Origin of the sequence: Nocardia sp. NPDC004151 (genome assembly GCF_042874235.1) — a bacterium.
GTDB lineage: Bacteria > Actinomycetota > Actinomycetes > Mycobacteriales > Mycobacteriaceae > Nocardia.
On record NZ_JBIAMR010000003.1, the window covers coordinates 355,857 to 372,636 of the forward strand.

General features: G+C 70.9%; 16 protein-coding genes. 7 read left to right on the forward strand and 9 right to left on the reverse strand.

Annotation, left to right across the window (positions count from 1 at the left end):
- Positions 1-9: 9 nt before the first annotated feature.
- The 3 genes from ACFYTS_RS08895 (at position 10) to ACFYTS_RS08905 (ending at position 2,788) form a co-directional block, all read left to right on the forward strand.
- Positions 10-759, forward strand: coding sequence for an ABC transporter ATP-binding protein (locus ACFYTS_RS08895; protein WP_357091369.1), 750 nt, complete (start codon positions 10-12; stop codon positions 757-759).
- Positions 744-2,312 (forward strand): hypothetical protein, encoded by a 1,569-nt coding sequence (locus ACFYTS_RS08900; protein WP_357280820.1) that lies wholly within the window; start codon positions 744-746, stop codon positions 2,310-2,312. The genes ACFYTS_RS08895 and ACFYTS_RS08900 overlap by 16 nt, the downstream gene beginning before the upstream one ends.
- A gap of 230 nt (positions 2,313-2,542) precedes the next feature.
- Positions 2,543-2,788, forward strand: a complete 246-nt coding sequence (locus ACFYTS_RS08905; protein ID WP_357280817.1) for a hypothetical protein — start codon at positions 2,543-2,545, stop codon at positions 2,786-2,788.
- Here the strand turns inward: ACFYTS_RS08905 and ACFYTS_RS08910 are convergent.
- Positions 2,761-3,909 carry a GDSL-type esterase/lipase family protein gene (locus ACFYTS_RS08910; RefSeq protein WP_387302377.1) on the reverse strand — a complete coding sequence of 383 codons (1,149 nt, stop codon included), beginning with the start codon at positions 3,907-3,909 and terminating at the stop codon, positions 2,761-2,763. The genes ACFYTS_RS08905 and ACFYTS_RS08910 overlap by 28 nt on opposite strands.
- A gap of 110 nt (positions 3,910-4,019) precedes the next feature.
- On the opposite strand from ACFYTS_RS08910, the gene ACFYTS_RS08915 reads away from it, so the two are divergent.
- Both ACFYTS_RS08915 and ACFYTS_RS08920 read left to right on the forward strand, forming a co-directional pair.
- Complete coding sequence (locus tag ACFYTS_RS08915; RefSeq protein WP_357280812.1) at positions 4,020-4,493, forward strand: MarR family transcriptional regulator; 474 nt, start codon at positions 4,020-4,022, stop codon at positions 4,491-4,493.
- Positions 4,494-4,586: 93 nt separating this feature from the next.
- Entirely contained in the window at positions 4,587-5,429 is an 843-nt protein-coding gene (locus tag ACFYTS_RS08920) for a patatin-like phospholipase family protein (RefSeq protein ID WP_387302379.1), read from the forward strand.
- A gap of 16 nt (positions 5,430-5,445) precedes the next feature.
- Here the strand turns inward: ACFYTS_RS08920 and atzF are convergent, their stop codons facing one another.
- The 6 genes from atzF to ACFYTS_RS08950 form a co-directional block, all read right to left on the reverse strand.
- Positions 5,446-7,050 carry an allophanate hydrolase gene (gene atzF, locus ACFYTS_RS08925; protein ID WP_387302381.1) on the reverse strand — a complete coding sequence of 535 codons (1,605 nt, stop codon included), beginning with the start codon at positions 7,048-7,050 and terminating at the stop codon, positions 5,446-5,448.
- Positions 7,051-7,087: 37 nt separating this feature from the next.
- On the reverse strand, positions 7,088-9,022 hold the full coding sequence (locus ACFYTS_RS08930; RefSeq protein WP_387302863.1) for a 5-oxoprolinase/urea amidolyase family protein: 1,935 nt from the start codon (positions 9,020-9,022) through the stop codon (positions 7,088-7,090).
- 74 nt (positions 9,023-9,096) lie between these two features.
- Positions 9,097-9,717 carry an urea amidolyase associated protein UAAP2 gene (locus ACFYTS_RS08935; protein WP_357280800.1) on the reverse strand — a complete coding sequence of 207 codons (621 nt, stop codon included), beginning with the start codon at positions 9,715-9,717 and terminating at the stop codon, positions 9,097-9,099.
- On the reverse strand, positions 9,714-10,460 hold the full coding sequence (locus ACFYTS_RS08940; protein WP_387302383.1) for a DUF1989 domain-containing protein: 747 nt from the start codon (positions 10,458-10,460) through the stop codon (positions 9,714-9,716). The genes ACFYTS_RS08935 and ACFYTS_RS08940 overlap by 4 nt, the downstream gene beginning before the upstream one ends.
- Positions 10,461-10,462: 2 nt before the next feature.
- Positions 10,463-10,612, reverse strand: coding sequence for a hypothetical protein (locus tag ACFYTS_RS08945; RefSeq protein ID WP_357280793.1), 150 nt, complete (start codon positions 10,610-10,612; stop codon positions 10,463-10,465).
- Between the two features lie 16 nt (positions 10,613-10,628).
- Complete coding sequence (locus tag ACFYTS_RS08950) at positions 10,629-12,185, reverse strand: amino acid permease (protein ID WP_387302385.1); 1,557 nt, start codon at positions 12,183-12,185, stop codon at positions 10,629-10,631.
- A gap of 184 nt (positions 12,186-12,369) precedes the next feature.
- On the opposite strand from ACFYTS_RS08950, the gene ACFYTS_RS08955 reads away from it, so the two are divergent.
- On the forward strand, positions 12,370-13,059 hold the full coding sequence (locus ACFYTS_RS08955; RefSeq protein ID WP_357280789.1) for a helix-turn-helix domain-containing protein: 690 nt from the start codon (positions 12,370-12,372) through the stop codon (positions 13,057-13,059).
- Between the two features lie 10 nt (positions 13,060-13,069).
- On the opposite strand, the gene ACFYTS_RS08960 is transcribed toward ACFYTS_RS08955, so the two are convergent.
- Positions 13,070-14,458, reverse strand: a complete 1,389-nt coding sequence (locus tag ACFYTS_RS08960; RefSeq protein WP_387302866.1) for a TerD family protein — start codon at positions 14,456-14,458, stop codon at positions 13,070-13,072.
- A gap of 173 nt (positions 14,459-14,631) precedes the next feature.
- Between ACFYTS_RS08960 and ACFYTS_RS08965 the strand changes: the two genes are divergently transcribed.
- A complete protein-coding gene (locus ACFYTS_RS08965) occupies positions 14,632-16,299 on the forward strand; it encodes an MFS transporter (RefSeq protein WP_357280786.1) in 1,668 nt (555 codons plus the stop codon).
- Between the two features lie 64 nt (positions 16,300-16,363).
- Here ACFYTS_RS08965 and ACFYTS_RS08970 read toward each other — a convergent pair whose 3' ends face one another.
- Complete coding sequence (locus ACFYTS_RS08970; protein WP_387302387.1) at positions 16,364-16,759, reverse strand: NUDIX domain-containing protein; 396 nt, start codon at positions 16,757-16,759, stop codon at positions 16,364-16,366.
- Between the last annotated feature and the right edge of the window lie 21 nt (positions 16,760-16,780).

Sequence of the window (16,780 nt, forward strand, 5' to 3'; positions counted from 1 at the left end):
AATGGGCAGATGGCGCTCGAGCTGAGCGGGCTGTACAGGAGATTCGGCGGGCCCTGGGTGGTCGAGGGCGTGAGCCTGGCGGTGCCGCCCGGGTCGTTCTTCGGGCTGGTGGGGCCCAATGGCGCGGGGAAGACGACCACCCTGTCGATGGCGGTGGGGTTGTTGCGGCCGGACCAGGGGCTGGCGCGGATCTTCGGGCACGACGTGTGGGCGGACCCGGTCGCCGCGAAGGCCGTGGTCGGGGTGCTGCCCGACGGGATGGCCTTGCCGGAGCGGCTGACCGGGCGCGAGCTGTTGAACTTCACCGGGCTGCTGCGCGGGATGGACAAGGCGACCGTGGTCGGCCGGGCGGACGAACTGCTGCACGTGCTGGAGCTCGACGGCGCGGAAAACACTGTGGTCGTGGACTATTCGGCCGGTATGCGAAAGAAGATCGGGCTGGCCACAGCGCTGCTGCACGCGCCGAAACTGCTGGTATTGGACGAGCCGTTCGAAGCCGTGGATCCGGTGTCGGCGGGGACCATCCGGACGATCCTGCAACGGTTCGTGGCCGCCGGGGGATCGGTGGTCCTGTCCAGTCACGTGATGGCCCTGGTGGAATCGATCTGCGATCGGGTGGCCGTGATCAACCGGGGCCGCGTGGTCGCGGGCGGCACCCTCGCCGAGGTCCGTGGCGACGGGACCCTGGAGGAGGCGTTCGTGCGCCTCGTCGGCGGGCGGGTCGGCGGCGAGGAGGGGCTGTCGTGGTTGGCGTCCTGATCCGGATGCGGCTGCGCATCATCGGACGCAGCCTGCGCGAGACCCGGTCGGCGCTGAACTTCGTGCTGGGCAGCATCTTCGGGCTGCTGGCGGCCCTGTTCACGGCGCTCATCATCGCCACGGGACACGAGAGCGTACACGGCGGCGTGACCATCGCCGCGGCGTTGTTCGGGGCATGGACCCTGGGCTGGATCTGCGGGCCGGTCGTCACCGGAACCAGCGACGAAACCCTGCAACCCGAGCAGTTCCGGTTGCTGCCGTTGACGACTCGGGAACTCGCCTACGGGCTCGGGGCCGCCGCATTCGTGGGACCCGCGCCCATCGTCAACCTCATCGCCTTCGGCGGGCTGGTACTGCTGGGAGCTCAGATCGGCTGGGCCGCAGCCGGAATCGCGGCGCTCGGCGCGGTCCTGCAACTCGTGTTCGTGGTGCTGCTGGCCCGCGTGGTGGTGGCCTGGCTGGGCGCGGCCATGCGCTCCCGGCGCGGCAAGGATCTGGGCGTGCTGTTCGCGGCGCTCATCGGGTTGGCGTACTACCCGCTGAACCTGCTCATCACCACGGCCGGGCCGAAACTCGACGGCGACCGCGGCGGCCTGTCCATCCTGCTGCGCTCGGTCCCCTCGGGCTGGGCCCCGTACGCCGTCGAGGCCGCCTCCCGCGGCGACTACCTGCTCGCGCTGCTGGCACTGCTGGGTCTGGCCCTGCTGTCGCTGGTGCTGTGGCAGTCGTGGGCGGTGCTGCTGGAACGCCGGCTCACCACCCCGCCCGCACCCGAGGCCCAGATGGTCGACACCGGCGGCGGCCTGCTCGACCGCTTCCTGCCCACCACTCCGGTCGGCGCGGTGGTCGCCAAGGAACTACGCACCTGGTGGCGGGACGGCCGCCGGCGCGCGGCCCTGATCCCGCTGCTGATCATCGGTTTCGTGCTGCCGATCTTCCTGTCGGTCCGCAACGGCGGTAGCGGGACCATCGCGTTCTCGGGCGCTTTCGTGGTGTGGCTGGCCACCATGTCCAGTACCAACCTGTACGGATTCGACGGCACGGCGGTCTGGCAAACGCTGGTGACGCCGGGCGCGGCCCGGGCGGACGTGCGCGGCCGGGCCTACGCCTGGGCTCTGCTGGTCGGGCCGGTCTCCGTGATCTCCACGCTCGTCCTGCCCGGCGCGCTCGGGCTGGCCCACCTGTATCCGTGGGCGATGTCCACGCTGCCGGTGCTGTTCGGTGTGGGTGTGGGGGCCGTCGTGTACCTGTCCACCCACGCCGCCTTCGCGCTGCCGCCGCAGCGCGGAAATCCGTTCGCGGGCACCGGGAACCCCGGCTGTATGAAGATGCTCATGCAGCTGGCGGTGGGCGTGGTGCAGCTGCTGGCCGCCGCTCCCGCCCTGGCCATCCTGGGAGTCGGTGCCTACCTGCACAATTCGCTCGTGCAATGGGCTGCCCTGCCGGTCGGTGTGCTGCTCGGTGTACTCGCCGCGCTGCTCGGAATCCGCTTGGCGACCACCCGATTGGCGGAGCGGGGTCCGGAACTGCTGGCCGAGGTGAAACCGCGCTGACCACCGCTACTCACCCCGCCGCCGATCATCGGCCCGGAATCGGGTAGCGCACTGAGGCCCTGGGGGAAGCGGGATTACGCGGACCGGGCACCCGCCGGGGCGTCCACCAGGGACAGACCGTCGCCCACGCGATCCCGAAGGCCCGCGCGGATGATCCGGTCGACCCGGAACCGGGCTGCGGCACAACGCATCACGGTTCCTCCGCCGCCCCGACCCGCTCCTGCAATCTGATGACCCGCGAGATCGCCATCGTGCAGCGCAACGACGTGGAACAGAACGCCCGCCTGTTCGCCCTGGTCAACGCCGCCCTTGCGGGAACCGCGATCCGGTGCGGGGACGACGCCGCCTTCGTCGGCACGACCTTCCGGACCATCGTCGGCTACTACGCCGCCGCCGACGGTCCCGAAAGCCTCACCGACGATCTGTGGGTCGCCGGGTTGCGGCAGGATCAGGCCGCCGGACCGCGCGTGCCCTGAAAAGCGGGCGGCAGCGCGGTGAGATCCACCGTCTCCGCCATCGCCCGGGCTCCCGCGTCATTGAGGTGCATGCCGTCGCCGCCGTCGAGGTCGGGACGGATGAAGTCCGGCCGGGCCGGATCCTCCACCGCCGCGGCCACATCGAAGACGGCGTCGAACACGTCGGTGCCGCGCAGCCACTCGTTGACCACGTTCCGGACCGGAACGCCGTCCTCCAGCGAGAGTCCGGGGTAGATCGCCCCGGCGAACGGCCCGATGGTGTTGGCGTACACCGGAAGTCCGGCCGCGTGGGCCCGCTCGGCCAGCACGGTGAACCCGGCGATCAGCGCCTCGGCGGTGGCGGTCCCGGCCAGGATGAGGTCGTTGATGCCGAAGTTGGCCCACACGGCCGCGACCCCGGGCACCGACAGCACGTCCCGCTCGAATCGGGCCAGGCCGTGCTCGCCGATCTCGTCGGTCAGCAGCCGGTTGCCACTGATGCCCTGGTTCACCGCCCACCCGGCGGCCAGCCGCTCGTTGAGGACATCCACCGAGCGCCGGTTGGCGGCGTGGGTGGAACCGACACCCTCGAACCAGGAGTCGCCGAAGGCGACCAGCACCGGCACGTCGGCATCGACAGCGACGTCGATGCCGGTGAGGAAGAACCGCAACGCGGTCTCCTCGGCATCGGACGGTGCGGCGTCGCCCGTCCGATCGCCGGCGCTGATCCAGCTCGAATCCATCGGGAACTGGGCGAACGCGGGTCGAGTCGGCTCCGGCAGGTACACGCTGACCGCCAGTTCCGCGCCCGCCTCCACCGGCAGCTCGACCGGATCGCTGACCAGATCGGCCCCGGCCGGGATCCGCGCCGATGCGGACCCCGCGAACCGCACCTCGCTATCGGTCTCCGCCACGATCTCGCCGCCCGCCTTGCGGAGCGCGACCCGGGCCGCCCCGATCACCAGGTCCTCGGTTCCGTACCGATTGGTCAGCCGGACCCGCAGGCTCGACCCGCCGCCGGCCACCCGCACCACCTGGCGGACCGTCTCGTCGACGAAGTCCCGCGGCTCGGCCAGCTTGATCTCCTCGGCCGGATTCACCAGCGGCGCACGGAATCCCGCTGCCCAGTGCTGTGTCGTCATGAGAACCTCCATTTAGTTGCGGTGCGGAATATTGCGCTGACAACAAGATAGCGCATTTGTTCCGCGTGTCAACTATCCCCAGCGAAATCATCTGGTTTACGCTGGTCGGCGTGGATCCCAAGCATCTCTTCGACGACCCCCGGCTGACCGCCGTCGGCCTGCTCTACGAGGCCCACGAGGGGCTCATCGCCCGGCTCGAGGAGACCTGGAAGAGCAATGGACTCTCCGGTCTCGACCTCAATGCCCTGATGCGCCTGAGTCGCTCACCGGGTCGCCGGCTGCGCATGACCGACCTGGCCACCCAGACCGGCTTGTCCACCAGCGGCGTCACCCGCCTGGTGGACCGCCTGGAACGCAACGGCTTCGTGCGCCGCGAACCCGACCCCGCCGACCGCCGCAGCTCCTATGCCGTCCTCACCGCCGCCGGGGCCACCCGCGTCGCCCGCGTGCTGCCGGCCTACCTGGACGGCATCGACCGCTGGTTCACCAGCCTGCTCACCCCCGCCCAGCTCGACGACCTCACCGCGAGCCTGCGCGTGATCCGCGACGCCACCAATGCCGCGGCCACTCAGATCTCGGAATGAGCCGACATTCCGCACAACCGTCGCGGCGGGCGCGCAGGCGGTAACTTGCGAACCGCAGGGTGTGTCTTCTTTGCGGTGAGAAAGTGGGACGGAATGACGACCGAACGTGCGCTGGTCATCGGCGGCGGTGGTGTGGCGGGGATTTCCTGGGCGACCGGCATCGTCGCCGGGCTCGCCGACGCGGGGGTGGATGTGACGGGGGCGGACCTGCTCCTCGGGACGTCGGCGGGGTCGAACGTGACCGCGCGGCTCGGCAGCGGGACCGAGCTCGCGGAACTGGTGCGGCGGCAGGTCGATCCGGCGGTGCAGAGCCGCGAGATCGTGCCGTCCATGGAGAAGTTCGCCGGACTCTGGGAGACCATGACGGCGATCATCGAAGAGACGCAGGGGGATTCGCCCGAGCGGCGGCAGCGGATCGGGGCGCTCGCGCTGACCGCCGAGACTGTCCCCGAAGCGGACCGCCGGGCCGTGATCGAGACCCGGCTGCCGGTGCACGCGTGGCCCGCCCGCGACCTGCGCATCGTCGCGGTCAACGCCGAGACCGGGGAACCTCGGGTCTTCGACAAGGACTCCGGGGTCGCGCTGGTCGACGCCGTGCTGGCCAGTTCGGCGGTGCCCATGGTGTGGCCGTGCGCCACCATCGACGGGGTGCGCTATACCGACGGGGGCGTCCGGACCTCGGTGAACGCCGACCTCGCCACCGGCTACGCCCGGGTGCTGGTGATCGCGCCGATGCCCGACGAGGAGCTCGAGGCCCAGGTCGCGGGACTGGTCGCGGACGGGGCGCGGGTCGAGGTGATCGCGCCCGACGAGGCGGCCACCACCGCCTTCGGACTCAATCCCCTCGACACCGCCACCCGGGTCCCGTCACTGGAAGCCGGTCGCGCCCAGGGCAAGTCGGACGCGGCGCGGATCGCCGCGCTCTGGCAGGACTGATCGAGCGGGATCGGCCTCAGCCGACGGCGCCGGCCGCCAGCGCCGCCTTCCAGCCGCCGTATTCGCTGATGTCCTTGGCGGATTCGGCGGCCGCACCGGCGCAGCCGAAACCGGTGTGCCAGGTGCCGTCGGCCAGCTCGACGGCACCGAGCTGCATCGGGGCGGGCAGATTCGCGAGGAAGCGGCCGAGGGCGGCGGGGGAGAGCAGCCAGCGCTCCCCGGCCACCGCGACGCCGGATTCGATCGCGGCGACGCGAGTTACGGCCGGTTTGGGCGGGACCGTGTCGAGCGCACCGAGGCGGTAGTGCGGGGCGGTCTCGACCGGGCCGCCCCAGCGGGCGCCCAGCTCGATCAGCTGGTGTTCGAGGGGCTGTCCACGCAGATGCGCGCCGAAGACGATCAGGTCCTGCACGGGCGCGACGGCCGTCGGCCAGCACCGGTCGAGCGGCGTGCCGGTGATCAGCGCGGCGATATCGATCGCGACGGCGTCCTCGAACGCGCGGGCCAGCACCGTCACCCCGAAGTGCGGCTCCTGGGTGGGGACCGCCACCGCGCACAGGTCGAAGAGGTTGCAGAAGTTCGTGTACGTGCCCAGCCGGGAGTTGACGCCGATCGGGTCGGCGGCGACCTCGGCGATGGTCGGGTGGACCGGCACGGTCGGCGTCAGCAGCACGTCCGCGCCCGCGAGGCTCGCCATGGCGGTGGCGCGCAGGCGTTCCAGTGCGGCGAGATCGGTGACCAGCCGGTGCGCGGGCAGGTCGCGGGCGGCCCGGATGATGGAACCGACTGTGGGATCGGCGGATTCGGGATGCGCGTCGACGAACTCCCCGACCGCGGCGTAGCGTTCCGCGACCAGCGCGCCCTCGTAGAGGAGCTTCGCGGCGGCCAGGAACGGCGTCGGATCGATTTCGACAATGGTCGCGCCCGCATCGCGCAGCGCCGCGACCGTGCGCTCGACAGCGGTGTGCCACCGCGGATCCAGGTCCGGCAGCGTGCCGAAGACGGCCACCACGGGCTGGGGCGGAGCGGCCAGGCGGGTGTCGGCGGGCCACGGGCGGTCCCCGGCCCCAGCGGCCATCACCCGCATGGCGCGGTCGGCCAGGCTCAGGTCGGCGGCGAAGATCGTCACGCAGTCGTAGGACCGGCACGCGGGCACCACGCCCGCGGTCGAGATCACGCCCACCGTCGGCTTGATGCCGACCAGGCCGTGCAACGCGGCCGGGACGCGTCCCGAACCCGCGGTATCGGTGCCGATGGCGATATCCGCCTCGCCCGCGGCCACCGCCACCGCCGAGCCGGAACTCGAACCGCCCGAGACGTATCCGGGCCGTAGCGGGTTCTCGACGACGCCGTACGGCGAGCGGGTGCCGACCAGGCCGGTGGCGAACTGATCGAGATTGGTCTTGCCGACCACGACCGCGCCCGCCGCCCGCAGCGCCGCCACCGCGGGCGCGTCCCGCTCCGGGGTGTAGGCGAAGTCGGGACAGGCCGCGGTGGTCGGCAGTCCCGCCACGTCCACATTGTCCTTGACGGCCAGTCGCAGCCCAGCCAGAGCTCCCGCGGCGGAGGCGAGGTCGGCGGCCACCTCGGCATCGTCGCGGCGGTGAATCCACGTGGTCATTCGTGCTCCCGGATCAGGTCGGAGTGGTGGGATCGGGTCAGGGCGTTTCGGCGAGTTCGCCCGCCTCGCGCCAGGAGTTGCGTTCGGCGGTGAAGGCGTCGGCTTGCCGGGCGCGGAAGTCCGCGATGGAGGCGGCGTTGTCGGCCAGGAACTTCCGGTAGTCGACGAGCCGGAACTCGCCGTCCTCGGCCAGCAGTCGCCCCCGCCCGGCGGCGGTGTCGGCGCGCAGGTCGAGCAGCTCCTCAGGGCTCACCGGATACCAGCTGATCCGGTCGAAATAGCGCAGCAGCCACGGGTCTTCGCCGATCCCGCTGGACCGGTGGTTCCACACCTGGGTGGTGCGGCCGACGAACTGGTAGCCGCCGGGACCCTCCATGCCGTAGATGCACAGGTACGCGCCGCCGATGCCGACCGCGTTCTCCGGCGTCCAGGTGCGGGCCGGGTTGTACTTGGTGGTGACCAGCCGGTGCCGGGGGTCGGTGGGGGTGGCGACCGGCGCGCCCAGGTAGACGTCGCCGAGGCCCAGCACCAGGTATTCGGCGGCGAAGACGGTGTCGAAAACCTCGTCCACGGAAGCCAATCCGTTCATCCGGCGGATGAACTCGATATTCCACGGGCACCACGGGGCGTCGGCGCGCACGCCGTGCATGTACCGGGTGATGGCCTCCCGGGTGGACGGGTCGTCCCAGGACAGCGGCAGGCGCACCGTGCGGCTCGGGACCACCAGCCGGTCGGCGGAGGGCAGGTCGGCCTCCACCTCGGCCAGCAGGTCCAGCAGCTTGCGGGTGGGCAGGCGATCGGGATCATTGCGCACCTGCAGCGACCGGACGCCCGGGGTCAGCTCGGTGATGCCCGGTTCGGCGCGTTCCAGCAGCGCCTGGTGCAGGGCGTGCACGCGGGCGCGCAGCTCCAGATCCAGTGTCATATCGCCGTATTCGACGAGCAGGCCGTCATTGCCCGCACGGCGGTAGGTGACGGCGGTGTCCGCGCCGTCGCGGCGGGCCAGCACGCCGTCGTCGCCGTCGCCGCCGGTGGACAGCACCACCGGCCAGGCGGCGCGGCGCTCGGCTCCCAGTTCCCGCAGCGACGCCGCGCGTTCGGCGCGCACCGGCACGAAGCGCACGCTGTCACCCGGGGTGAGCTGGCCCAGCTTCCAGCGGTCGGCGGCGACCACGGTGACCGGGCAGACGAACCCGCCCAGGCTGGGGCCGTCCGGGCCGAGCAGGATCGGGGTGTCGCCGGTGAAGTCCAGCGCGCCGACGGAATACGCGGTGTCGTGGATGTTGGAGGGGTGCAGGCCCGCCTCGCCGCCGTCCAGGCGCGCCCACTGCGGCTTCGGCCCGATCAGCCGGACACCGGTCCGATCGGAGTTGAAATGCACCTCGTAGTCGGTGCCGATGATGGTGTCGAAGTCGGCGCGGGTGAAGAACTCCGGCGCACCGTGCGGGCCCTCGGTGACCGCCAGCTCCCATCGCCGGGTCAGCACCGGCTGATCGTCGCCGGGCACCCCGGCCGTCACCCGGCCCGCCGGGCCGAGCTCGAACCCGTCGTCGGCCGCCAGCGCCCGCCCGGTACCGCCGCCGAACTTGCCGAGCGTGAAAGTCGAACGGCTGCCCAGGTATTCGGGCACCTCGATTCCGCCGGCCACCAGGACGTAGCACCGCATGCCCGGTCCGCGCACCATGCCGACATCCAGCACCCCGCCCGCGGGCACCAGCACGCTGCGCCACTGCCGGACCGCGCGGCCGTTCACCGTGACCGGCGCCGGCGCGCCCGTCACACACACCCAGGTGTCGGTGTCGAAGCGCAGCGCCGGACCACCGAGCGTGCACTCCAAACCCGCCGCGCCCTCGGGATTCCCGAGCGCCCGATTGCCCAGCCGGAACGACAGGTCGTCCATCGGGCCCGATGGCGGCACGCCCACGTGCCAGTAGCCGACCCGGGCGGGCCAGTCCTGTACCGTCGTCTGCATGCCCGGGCGGACGACCCGGAAAGCCGGTGCGGGGGAGGAGTTCTCGGTCACGGCGAGATCGGGGAGCACGGCCGTCATCGGGTCACCACCATGCGGACGGGCGTCGGGTCGAAACCGTTGCAGGGATTGTTGATCTGCGGGCAGTTGGAGACCAGCACCAGGGTGTCGATCTCGGCGCGCAAGGTGATGGTCTTGCCGGGCGCGGACAGGCCGTCCACGATGCCCAGCGTCCCGTCCGCCTCGACCGGAACGTTCATGAACCAGTTGATGTTCGAGACCAGGTCCCGTTTGCCCAGCCCCCACTTCAGGCCCTCGGCCAGGAAGTTCTCCACGCAGGCGTGCTGATGGCGGGTGTGGTGGCCGTAGCGCAGGGTGTTGGACTCCTGCGAGCACGCGCCCGCCACGGTGTCGTGATTGCCGACCTCGTCGGCGGCCACCGTCATCAGCGGGGTCCCCGCCTCGGTGAGCAGCACGCTGCCGGTCGTGAGGAAGATATTGCGCTGCGCGGTCACGGTGGCCTGGGCGCTGTAGCGGTCGGCGTGGTCGGCGGCGTTGTAGAGCAGGCAGTCCACGGCCTGATTGCCGTGCAGGTCGATGATCTCCAGCTGCTCCCCGGCCCGGACGACGGCCGACCAGGGGGCGCGGGCGGGGACGGTCTCGTCGAGGACCACGATGCGGTCGGTGGTGGTGATCATGCGCGGACCTCCAGAGTGCGTGCGTGCCAGTCCTGTTCGGTGTTCTCCACCGCGCGCAGGTATTCCGGATCGGAGTCGGGGGGCAGGGCGAGGTCGGTGGGCGCGGCCCAGGCCACGACCTCGAGCGGGGTCACCGGCGTGGGATCGAGGGGGTGCTCGGCATTGGCGATCAGCAGTGTTACCGGCAGGTGGATCAGCAGGTCGACCGCCGCGCCCGCGCCCGCGCCGCCGGTGCCGGTCAGCGCGCCATCGGATGCCACGCGCACGCCCCGGAAGAACGACACCGTCGGACCGATGTCGCGGGGGTCCAGTCCTTGCTTGACCCCGGCCATCTTCAAGCCCTGGCGTGCGGCGGGCGACGGCCCGCACAGGGTGTCGTGCTGCCCGGAGGTGTCCGTGAGAACGGTGGCCAGCACCCGGCCCTGATCCGACAGCAGCGGATGGCCTTCGCCCGGGTACGCCTGCCACGGCACCTTCACCGTGTCCGCGACATTCAGCCGCTCCCACGGTGATTCGGCCCGCAGCAGCAGGACGTGCGCGCACGCCCCACCCTCCGGGTCGGACAACCGCACCCGGGTGCCGCGGGCCAGCACGACATTCGCGTAGCCGCCGGCCGGAATGCGCTGGGCGAAGGTGACGGTCGCGGCGTCGATGTCGGCGGGCAGACTCGGTCCGTGGCCGGCGGCGGCCGCCGCCTGCGCGCGGGCGTGATCACGCGCTCCGGTCGTATTCGCTGTGGTCATTACTACTCCGTTCCTCGGGGGTCGCCGGAATCCCGGCCGTGGTCGGCTCGGCGCTCGCGCCACCGGCGGTAAGCCCGGCGCAGCAGGTCGTCGAGCACCATGGCCAGTTCCGGGCGACCGTGCAGACGTGGGTCGGGTTCCGGCGAGATCATCGGGATGCCCTGCGGGTCAGGCGATCTGGGCGACCGGCTCGGTGACCGGTACGCGGGCGGGCGTCACCAGCCGGTGCACCACCGCCCCCACCGCCAGCGTGACCACGACGAACAGCGGTGCGGCCCAGAGCATCCACCAGCCGCCACCGCTGGGGGTGTAGACGGCGCTGCGCGGCCAGGCCAGGTTCACCGCCATGGCGACGCCCCAGACGACGGCCAGCGCGTTGATCGCGATGCCGTAGCGGCCCAGCGCGAAGAGCTTGGTGCCCGCGGCGTCACCGGCCACGTCGGCGGGCCAGCCCTTGATCCGGCGCACCAGCAGCGGCACCGTCACCAGCAGGTAGGCGAGGTAGAGCATGACGATGCAGACACTGGCCAGGGTCGCGAAGATGGCCGCGTTGCCCAGGTTCAGCAGCAGCAGGCCGATGCCGAGCACGCCGATCGCCACCGCGGGCCACACCGGGGTGCCGAAGCGGGGGTGCACGGCCGCCAGCTGCTTGGAGAACGGGAGCCGCTCGTCGCGGGCCATGGAGAACAGCAGTCGTGAGCCCGCCGTCTGGATCGCCAAGGTGCACACCGTGATCGCGCAGGCCACGCACGCCAGCACCACCTTGCCGGGTGTGGTGTCCAGCTTGGCCTCGATCACGTACGCCAGGCCGCCGCTCGCCAGTGAGCCGTCGGACAGGCTCGGGGCGGCCATCAGCGCGCCCAGCAGGATGAGTCCGCCGCCCAGCGCCGATACCGCCAGTGCGGACAGGATGGTGCGCGGCGCCACCTGCCGGGGGTTCTTGGTCTCCTCGGAAAGCTCACCGGCGGAGTCGAATCCGACCATCACGTAGGCGGCCATCAGTCCCGAGGCCAGGAACGCGGCCCAATAGGGCCCTGCCGCCGCCTGATCGGTGTGGGTGACCACGCCCGGGCCGCGATCGGTGTGGGTGAAGAAGACCGCGATCACCGCGAGCACGCCGATGATCTCGATGGTGACGCCGAGGGAGTTGATCCGCGCCATCCAGTCGATGCCGATCACATTGATCAGCGTGGTGAGCGCCAGCAGCGCGCTGCCCAGCAGCACCGCGTTCGAGGCCCCGTCGCGGGAGGTGAGAGCGGTATCGGTGCCGATCAGCTGGAAGCCGGACCAGATGGTCGGCAGCACCACCTGCAACGCGATGGCGGCGGCCGCGGCGGTCACGATCTGCGCGATGATCATCATCCAGCCCGCGAACCAGCCCACAACCTCCCCGGCCAGGCGGCGCGACCACTGATAGATGCAGCCCGAGATCGGGTAGCGGGCGGCCAGTTCCGCGAAGTTCAACGCCACCAGGAACTGGCCGGCGAAGACGATCGGCCAGGTCCAGAAGAAGGCCGCGCCTCCGAAGGAGTACCCGAAACCGAAGAACTGGAAGATCGTGGTCAGGATGGAGACGAAGGAGAAGCCGGCCGCGAAGGAGGCGTAGCGGCCGAGTTTGCGGTGCAGCACCGGCTGATAGCCGAAACGCGCCAGATCGGTGCTGTCGGCGCTGGTATCGGGACCGGTCGGGGAGCCCGGGGTGAGGGCTTCGGCGGAGGCAACCATGGGCGGTGAGTCTTTCCCGAGGCGAATATCTATCGATTGAAAGGTTTCCATCCGCGATCGCCGCTCCGGTGACGCCGATGTATCGGGTGCGTGGCCCGCCGTAACTTCTGCATTGCCGGTATTTCTATCAAGTGACAGGAACCTCACCCGCCAGGTCGCGGTGGCGGTAGGACAGAATGAAAAGGTGACCCAACTCGGACCCGGCCGGCCCAGGCTCGAACCGCGTCGGCGCGCGGGCCAGACGCCGCGTGCCGAAATCCTCGACGCCGCCGCCGAATTGTTCACCAGCCACGGGTACGGAAACACCTCCACCCGGGCGGTCGCCGACGCCGTCGGCATCCGGCAGGCCTCGCTGTACCACCACTTCGCCGCCAAGGACGACATCCTCGACGCGCTGCTCGCCGAAACGGTCACCGCACCACTGGAATTGGCGGGCACCCTCGCCGAACGTCCCGAACCCGCCGCCGTGCGGCTCTACGCGCTGGCCTGGTTCGACGTCAGTCAGCTGTGCGCCGGCCGCTGGAACCTCGGCGCGCTGTACCTACTACCCGAGCTGCGCAGCGAACGCTTCGCCCGCTTCCGGGAACGCCGCGACGAACTGCGCGGTCATTACGAGACCCTGGCCGCCGCCGTCATCGCCGAGGCCGCGACGGGCGCGGTCGCCGGCGCCGAACGACTGCCGTTCCGGCTGGTCGAATCGGTGATCAATATGCGCTCCGACGAGGGCGCGGCGCCCGAGTACGCCGAACAACTCATCCCCGACGCCATCCTGCGGCTGCTCTGCTGGACCGGCCCGCTCGCCGAGAACCGGCTCGCCGCACTCGAATTGGCGCGCGAACTGCGCCCGGCGGTACACCGGGCGCCGTCGAACTGAGCCGGTCGGCTCAGGACTTGCCCTTCGAGGTGCCCCACTTCAGGCCCCAGCCGTAGGCCTGATCGACCGCCATCTTGCCCCAGAACTTGCGGCCCTCCGGCGGCCGGATGAACCGGCCCTCGCGGCGCACCACCAGCTCGCCGCCGATGTTCTCGATCAGCGCCAGCACCATCTCGCGCGAATCGTCCTGGCAGCCGCCCACTTCCATCTCGATCGGCGGGGCGTCGCGCGGGAACAGGGTCGCGGTGGCGTGCACGCCACGGAAATCCTGGGCGCCCTCGTAGATCGAGGCGAACACCAGGACGCGGCGGAAGGCCGCGGTCTGGTCCAGATTGATGGCCAGGTTCTCGCCCGTCGCGCTGCCGCCGGTGCGGTCGTCCTGATCCAGCGCGATGAACGGCGGCTTGGTGAGATTGCCGAACGTGTCCAGCGCGCTGACACAGCCGCGGGAACCGTCCGTCAGCTCCCAGAAGGCGCACAGGTCCAGATCCAGGCCGCCCTGCGCGCGTTTGCGCCCGAACAGGCCACCCGAACTCGGGACCGACCAGTTCAGGTTGACCCGCATGATGCCGCCGGTCGCGCCCGCCTTGGTCAGCGAGACCGCGGGGGCCTCCTTGGTCAGCGAGATCTTGGCCAGGTTCACCCGCGCCGCGGGCGCGGGCGGCGGCCCGGGAGCGAACTGCTGTGGCGGTGGGGGCGCGAATTGCTGCTGTGGCGGTGGGGGCGCGAATTGCTGCTGCGGCGGTGGGGGCGCGAATTGCTGCGGCGCGGGCGGGGGAGTGAACTGCTGCGGCGGCGGTGGCGGCGCGAACTGCTGCGGCGCGGGCGGCGGTGTGAACGGTTGCGGGGGAGCGGCCGGCTGCGGCGGAATCGGCTGCGGGGCGGGCGCATCGTCGACGGTGATGCCGTAATCGGTTGCGAGTCCGGCGAGTCCGGAGGCGTAGCCCTGTCCGACCGCGCGGAACTTCCAGCCCCCGTCGCGGCGGTACAGCTCACCCAGCACGAACGCGGTCTCGGAGGTGGCGTCGGCGCTGTCGAACCGAGCCAGCTCCATCCCGCGGGCATCCACCAAACGCACGTGCAGGCCCCGGAATTGGGCGAAGGTGCCGCCGTCCGCGGAGGCGGCCAGCACGATGCTGTCGATCTGCGGCTCCACGCGCGGCAGATCCACCGACAGCGCGTCGACCACCACGGGTCCGGGCTGCTTGCCCCGGTGGTGCACGGCGCCGGAGGCGTGCGCGGGCTGGTTGTAGAACACGAAATCGGCGTCCGAGCGGACCCGCCCACCGGCCAGCAGCAGCGCGGAGGCGTCGGCGTCGGGGACCCCGGGTCCCGATTCCCAGCCCAGTTCGATCCGAACCTCGGAGGCCGCCACCGGAACGTTGGAACCCTTCATCATCGACACGATTTCCAAGTTATCCGATTCCGGCATGCACCGTTCCCCCTTTCCGACCGGCTAATGTTCAGCTGTCCAATACCCTCGGCCTACACTGATCAACGGACATTTCGCGCATAGATGGCTAACTGAAACATCGGCGTCCACGGACAACTGTTCAGCGGCGGGAGCGACGGATGACGGAAATTCGGCCCGATCTGGGGCGCAAGAAGTGGATCACCCTCGGCGTCTTGGCGCTGGGCCTGGGCATGGTGGTGCTCGACGGCACCATCGTCTCGGTCTCACTGCCGGTCCTCATCGACGAGCTCGGTCTGAATTTCACTCAGGCGCAATGGATCAACAGCATCTACGCGGTGGTCCTGGCCGCGCTGCTGATCACCAGCGGCCGGCTCGGCGACCGGCTCGGGCGGCGCACCATGTTCGCCGCCGGCGTCATCGTCTTCCTGCTCGGCAGCCTGCTCGCCGCGCGGGCGCACAGCGCGGGACCCCTCATCCTCGGACGCGTCATCCAGGGCATCGGCGCGGCGGGCGTCATGCCCGGCACGCTGGCCACCGTGAACGCGCTGTTCCGCGGCCGCGACCGTGCCATCGCCTTCGCGGTGTGGGGCTCGGTCATCTCCGGTGTCGCCGCCATCGGGCCGCTGCTCGGCGGTTGGCTCACCACCTACTTCACCTGGCCCTGGATCTTCCTGGTGAACATCCCGCTGGGCATCGTGGTGCTGATCGGGCTGGTGCTGTTCGTGCCCGAGACCCGCACCGGCAAGAACGCGCCCGGCCTGGACGTGGACGGATTCCTGCTCAGCGCAATGGGTTTCGCGCTGCTGGTGTTCGCGCTCATCGAGGGCCAGACCTACGGCTGGTGGAAACCGCTGCGGGAGTTCCCGATCGCCGGATGGAAATGGCCGGTCAGCGCACCCATCTCACCGATCCCGGTGCTGCTGGTGCTGGGTGTGCTGGCGCTGTACCTGTTCGTGAAGTGGGAACAGCATCGCCATCTGATCGGACGCTCCGCGCTGCTGGATCCCGCGCTGTTCCGGATACCCAGCTTCCGGTGGGGCAATATCACCGCGTTCCTGGTGGCGCTGGGCGAATTCGGCCTGCTGTTCGTGCTGCCGCTGTTCATGGTGAACGTGCTCGGGCTGTCCACCCTCGGCGCGGGCTACGTCCTGGCCGCCATGGCCGTCGGGGCGTTCCTGGCCGCGGGGATCGCCGAAGGGCTGGTGCGGCGCTACGGGCCGGTGCGGGTGGTGCAGCTGGGCCTCGCCTTCGAGGTCGTCGCGGTGGCCCTGGCCGCGCTGTTCGTCACCCCGCACATCTCCGGCTGGTGGCTGGCCGTGCTGCTGATCGGGTACGGCATCGGGCTCGGGATGGCCTCCGCCCAGTTGACCGGGACCGTGCTCGCCGATGTGCCGCCGCGCAATTCGGGTCAGGGCTCGGCGACCCAGAGCACGGTGCGGCAGGTCGGTTCGGCCTTCGGTACCGCGGTCGTCGGTGCGTTGCTGTCCGCGGCCCTGGCGCACGATCTGCCGAGCCGCCTCTCGGCGGTCAAGGATCTGCCGCCGAACGTCGCCGACACCCTCGCCACCGCCACCCGGGAATCCGCGGGTGGCGCCATTCCCGGGGTGCGCGAGCACGGGGGCGGCGCGGCCATCGCGGACGCGCTGAGCCGGGCCTTCACCGACTCCACCCGCACCACCCTGCTGGCCGCCGCGTTGTTCCTGCTGGTGGGCCTGGCCGCGGCCACCCGCATCCCGAACCGGCCCTACACGGGGACCGCCGACAACGTGCCGCCCGACGACTCGCGCGCATTGTCCGACGGCACCGGGGACGATCAGAACAGCTGACGGTCCCGGCGCGGGCCGGACGAACGGGTCGACGTCTCCGGTCACGTCATACCGGTTCCCGGGATCAGTCGATCAGGCCGAGCGCGTGCAGGTGCTGGAAGACCAGCAGCGAACCGGGAGCGACCTCGTCCATGGCGGCGTACTCGGCGAGGGTGAACCAGCGCAGTTCGGCGATCTCGCCCGAGGGCCGCGGCTCCTCGGTGAGCTCGCCCAGGAAGCAGGTCATGTGCAGGCGGGTGCCGGGCGCGTGCCCGTACGCCTCGGCCTCGAACACGCCCAGCTCGCTCACCCTGGCCGTGCCGACCCCGAGCTCCTCGCGAATCTCCCTGTGCAGGGCCGTCTCCGGGGTCTCGCCCGGATCGATCTTGCCGCCCGCCATGTAGAAGACGGTCTTGCCGTCGGACCGGGTCTGCAGCATGCGGCGGTCCCGGATGTGCGCCAGTGCCGCGGTACGAATCACGGCACCCACCCTAACCGGGTA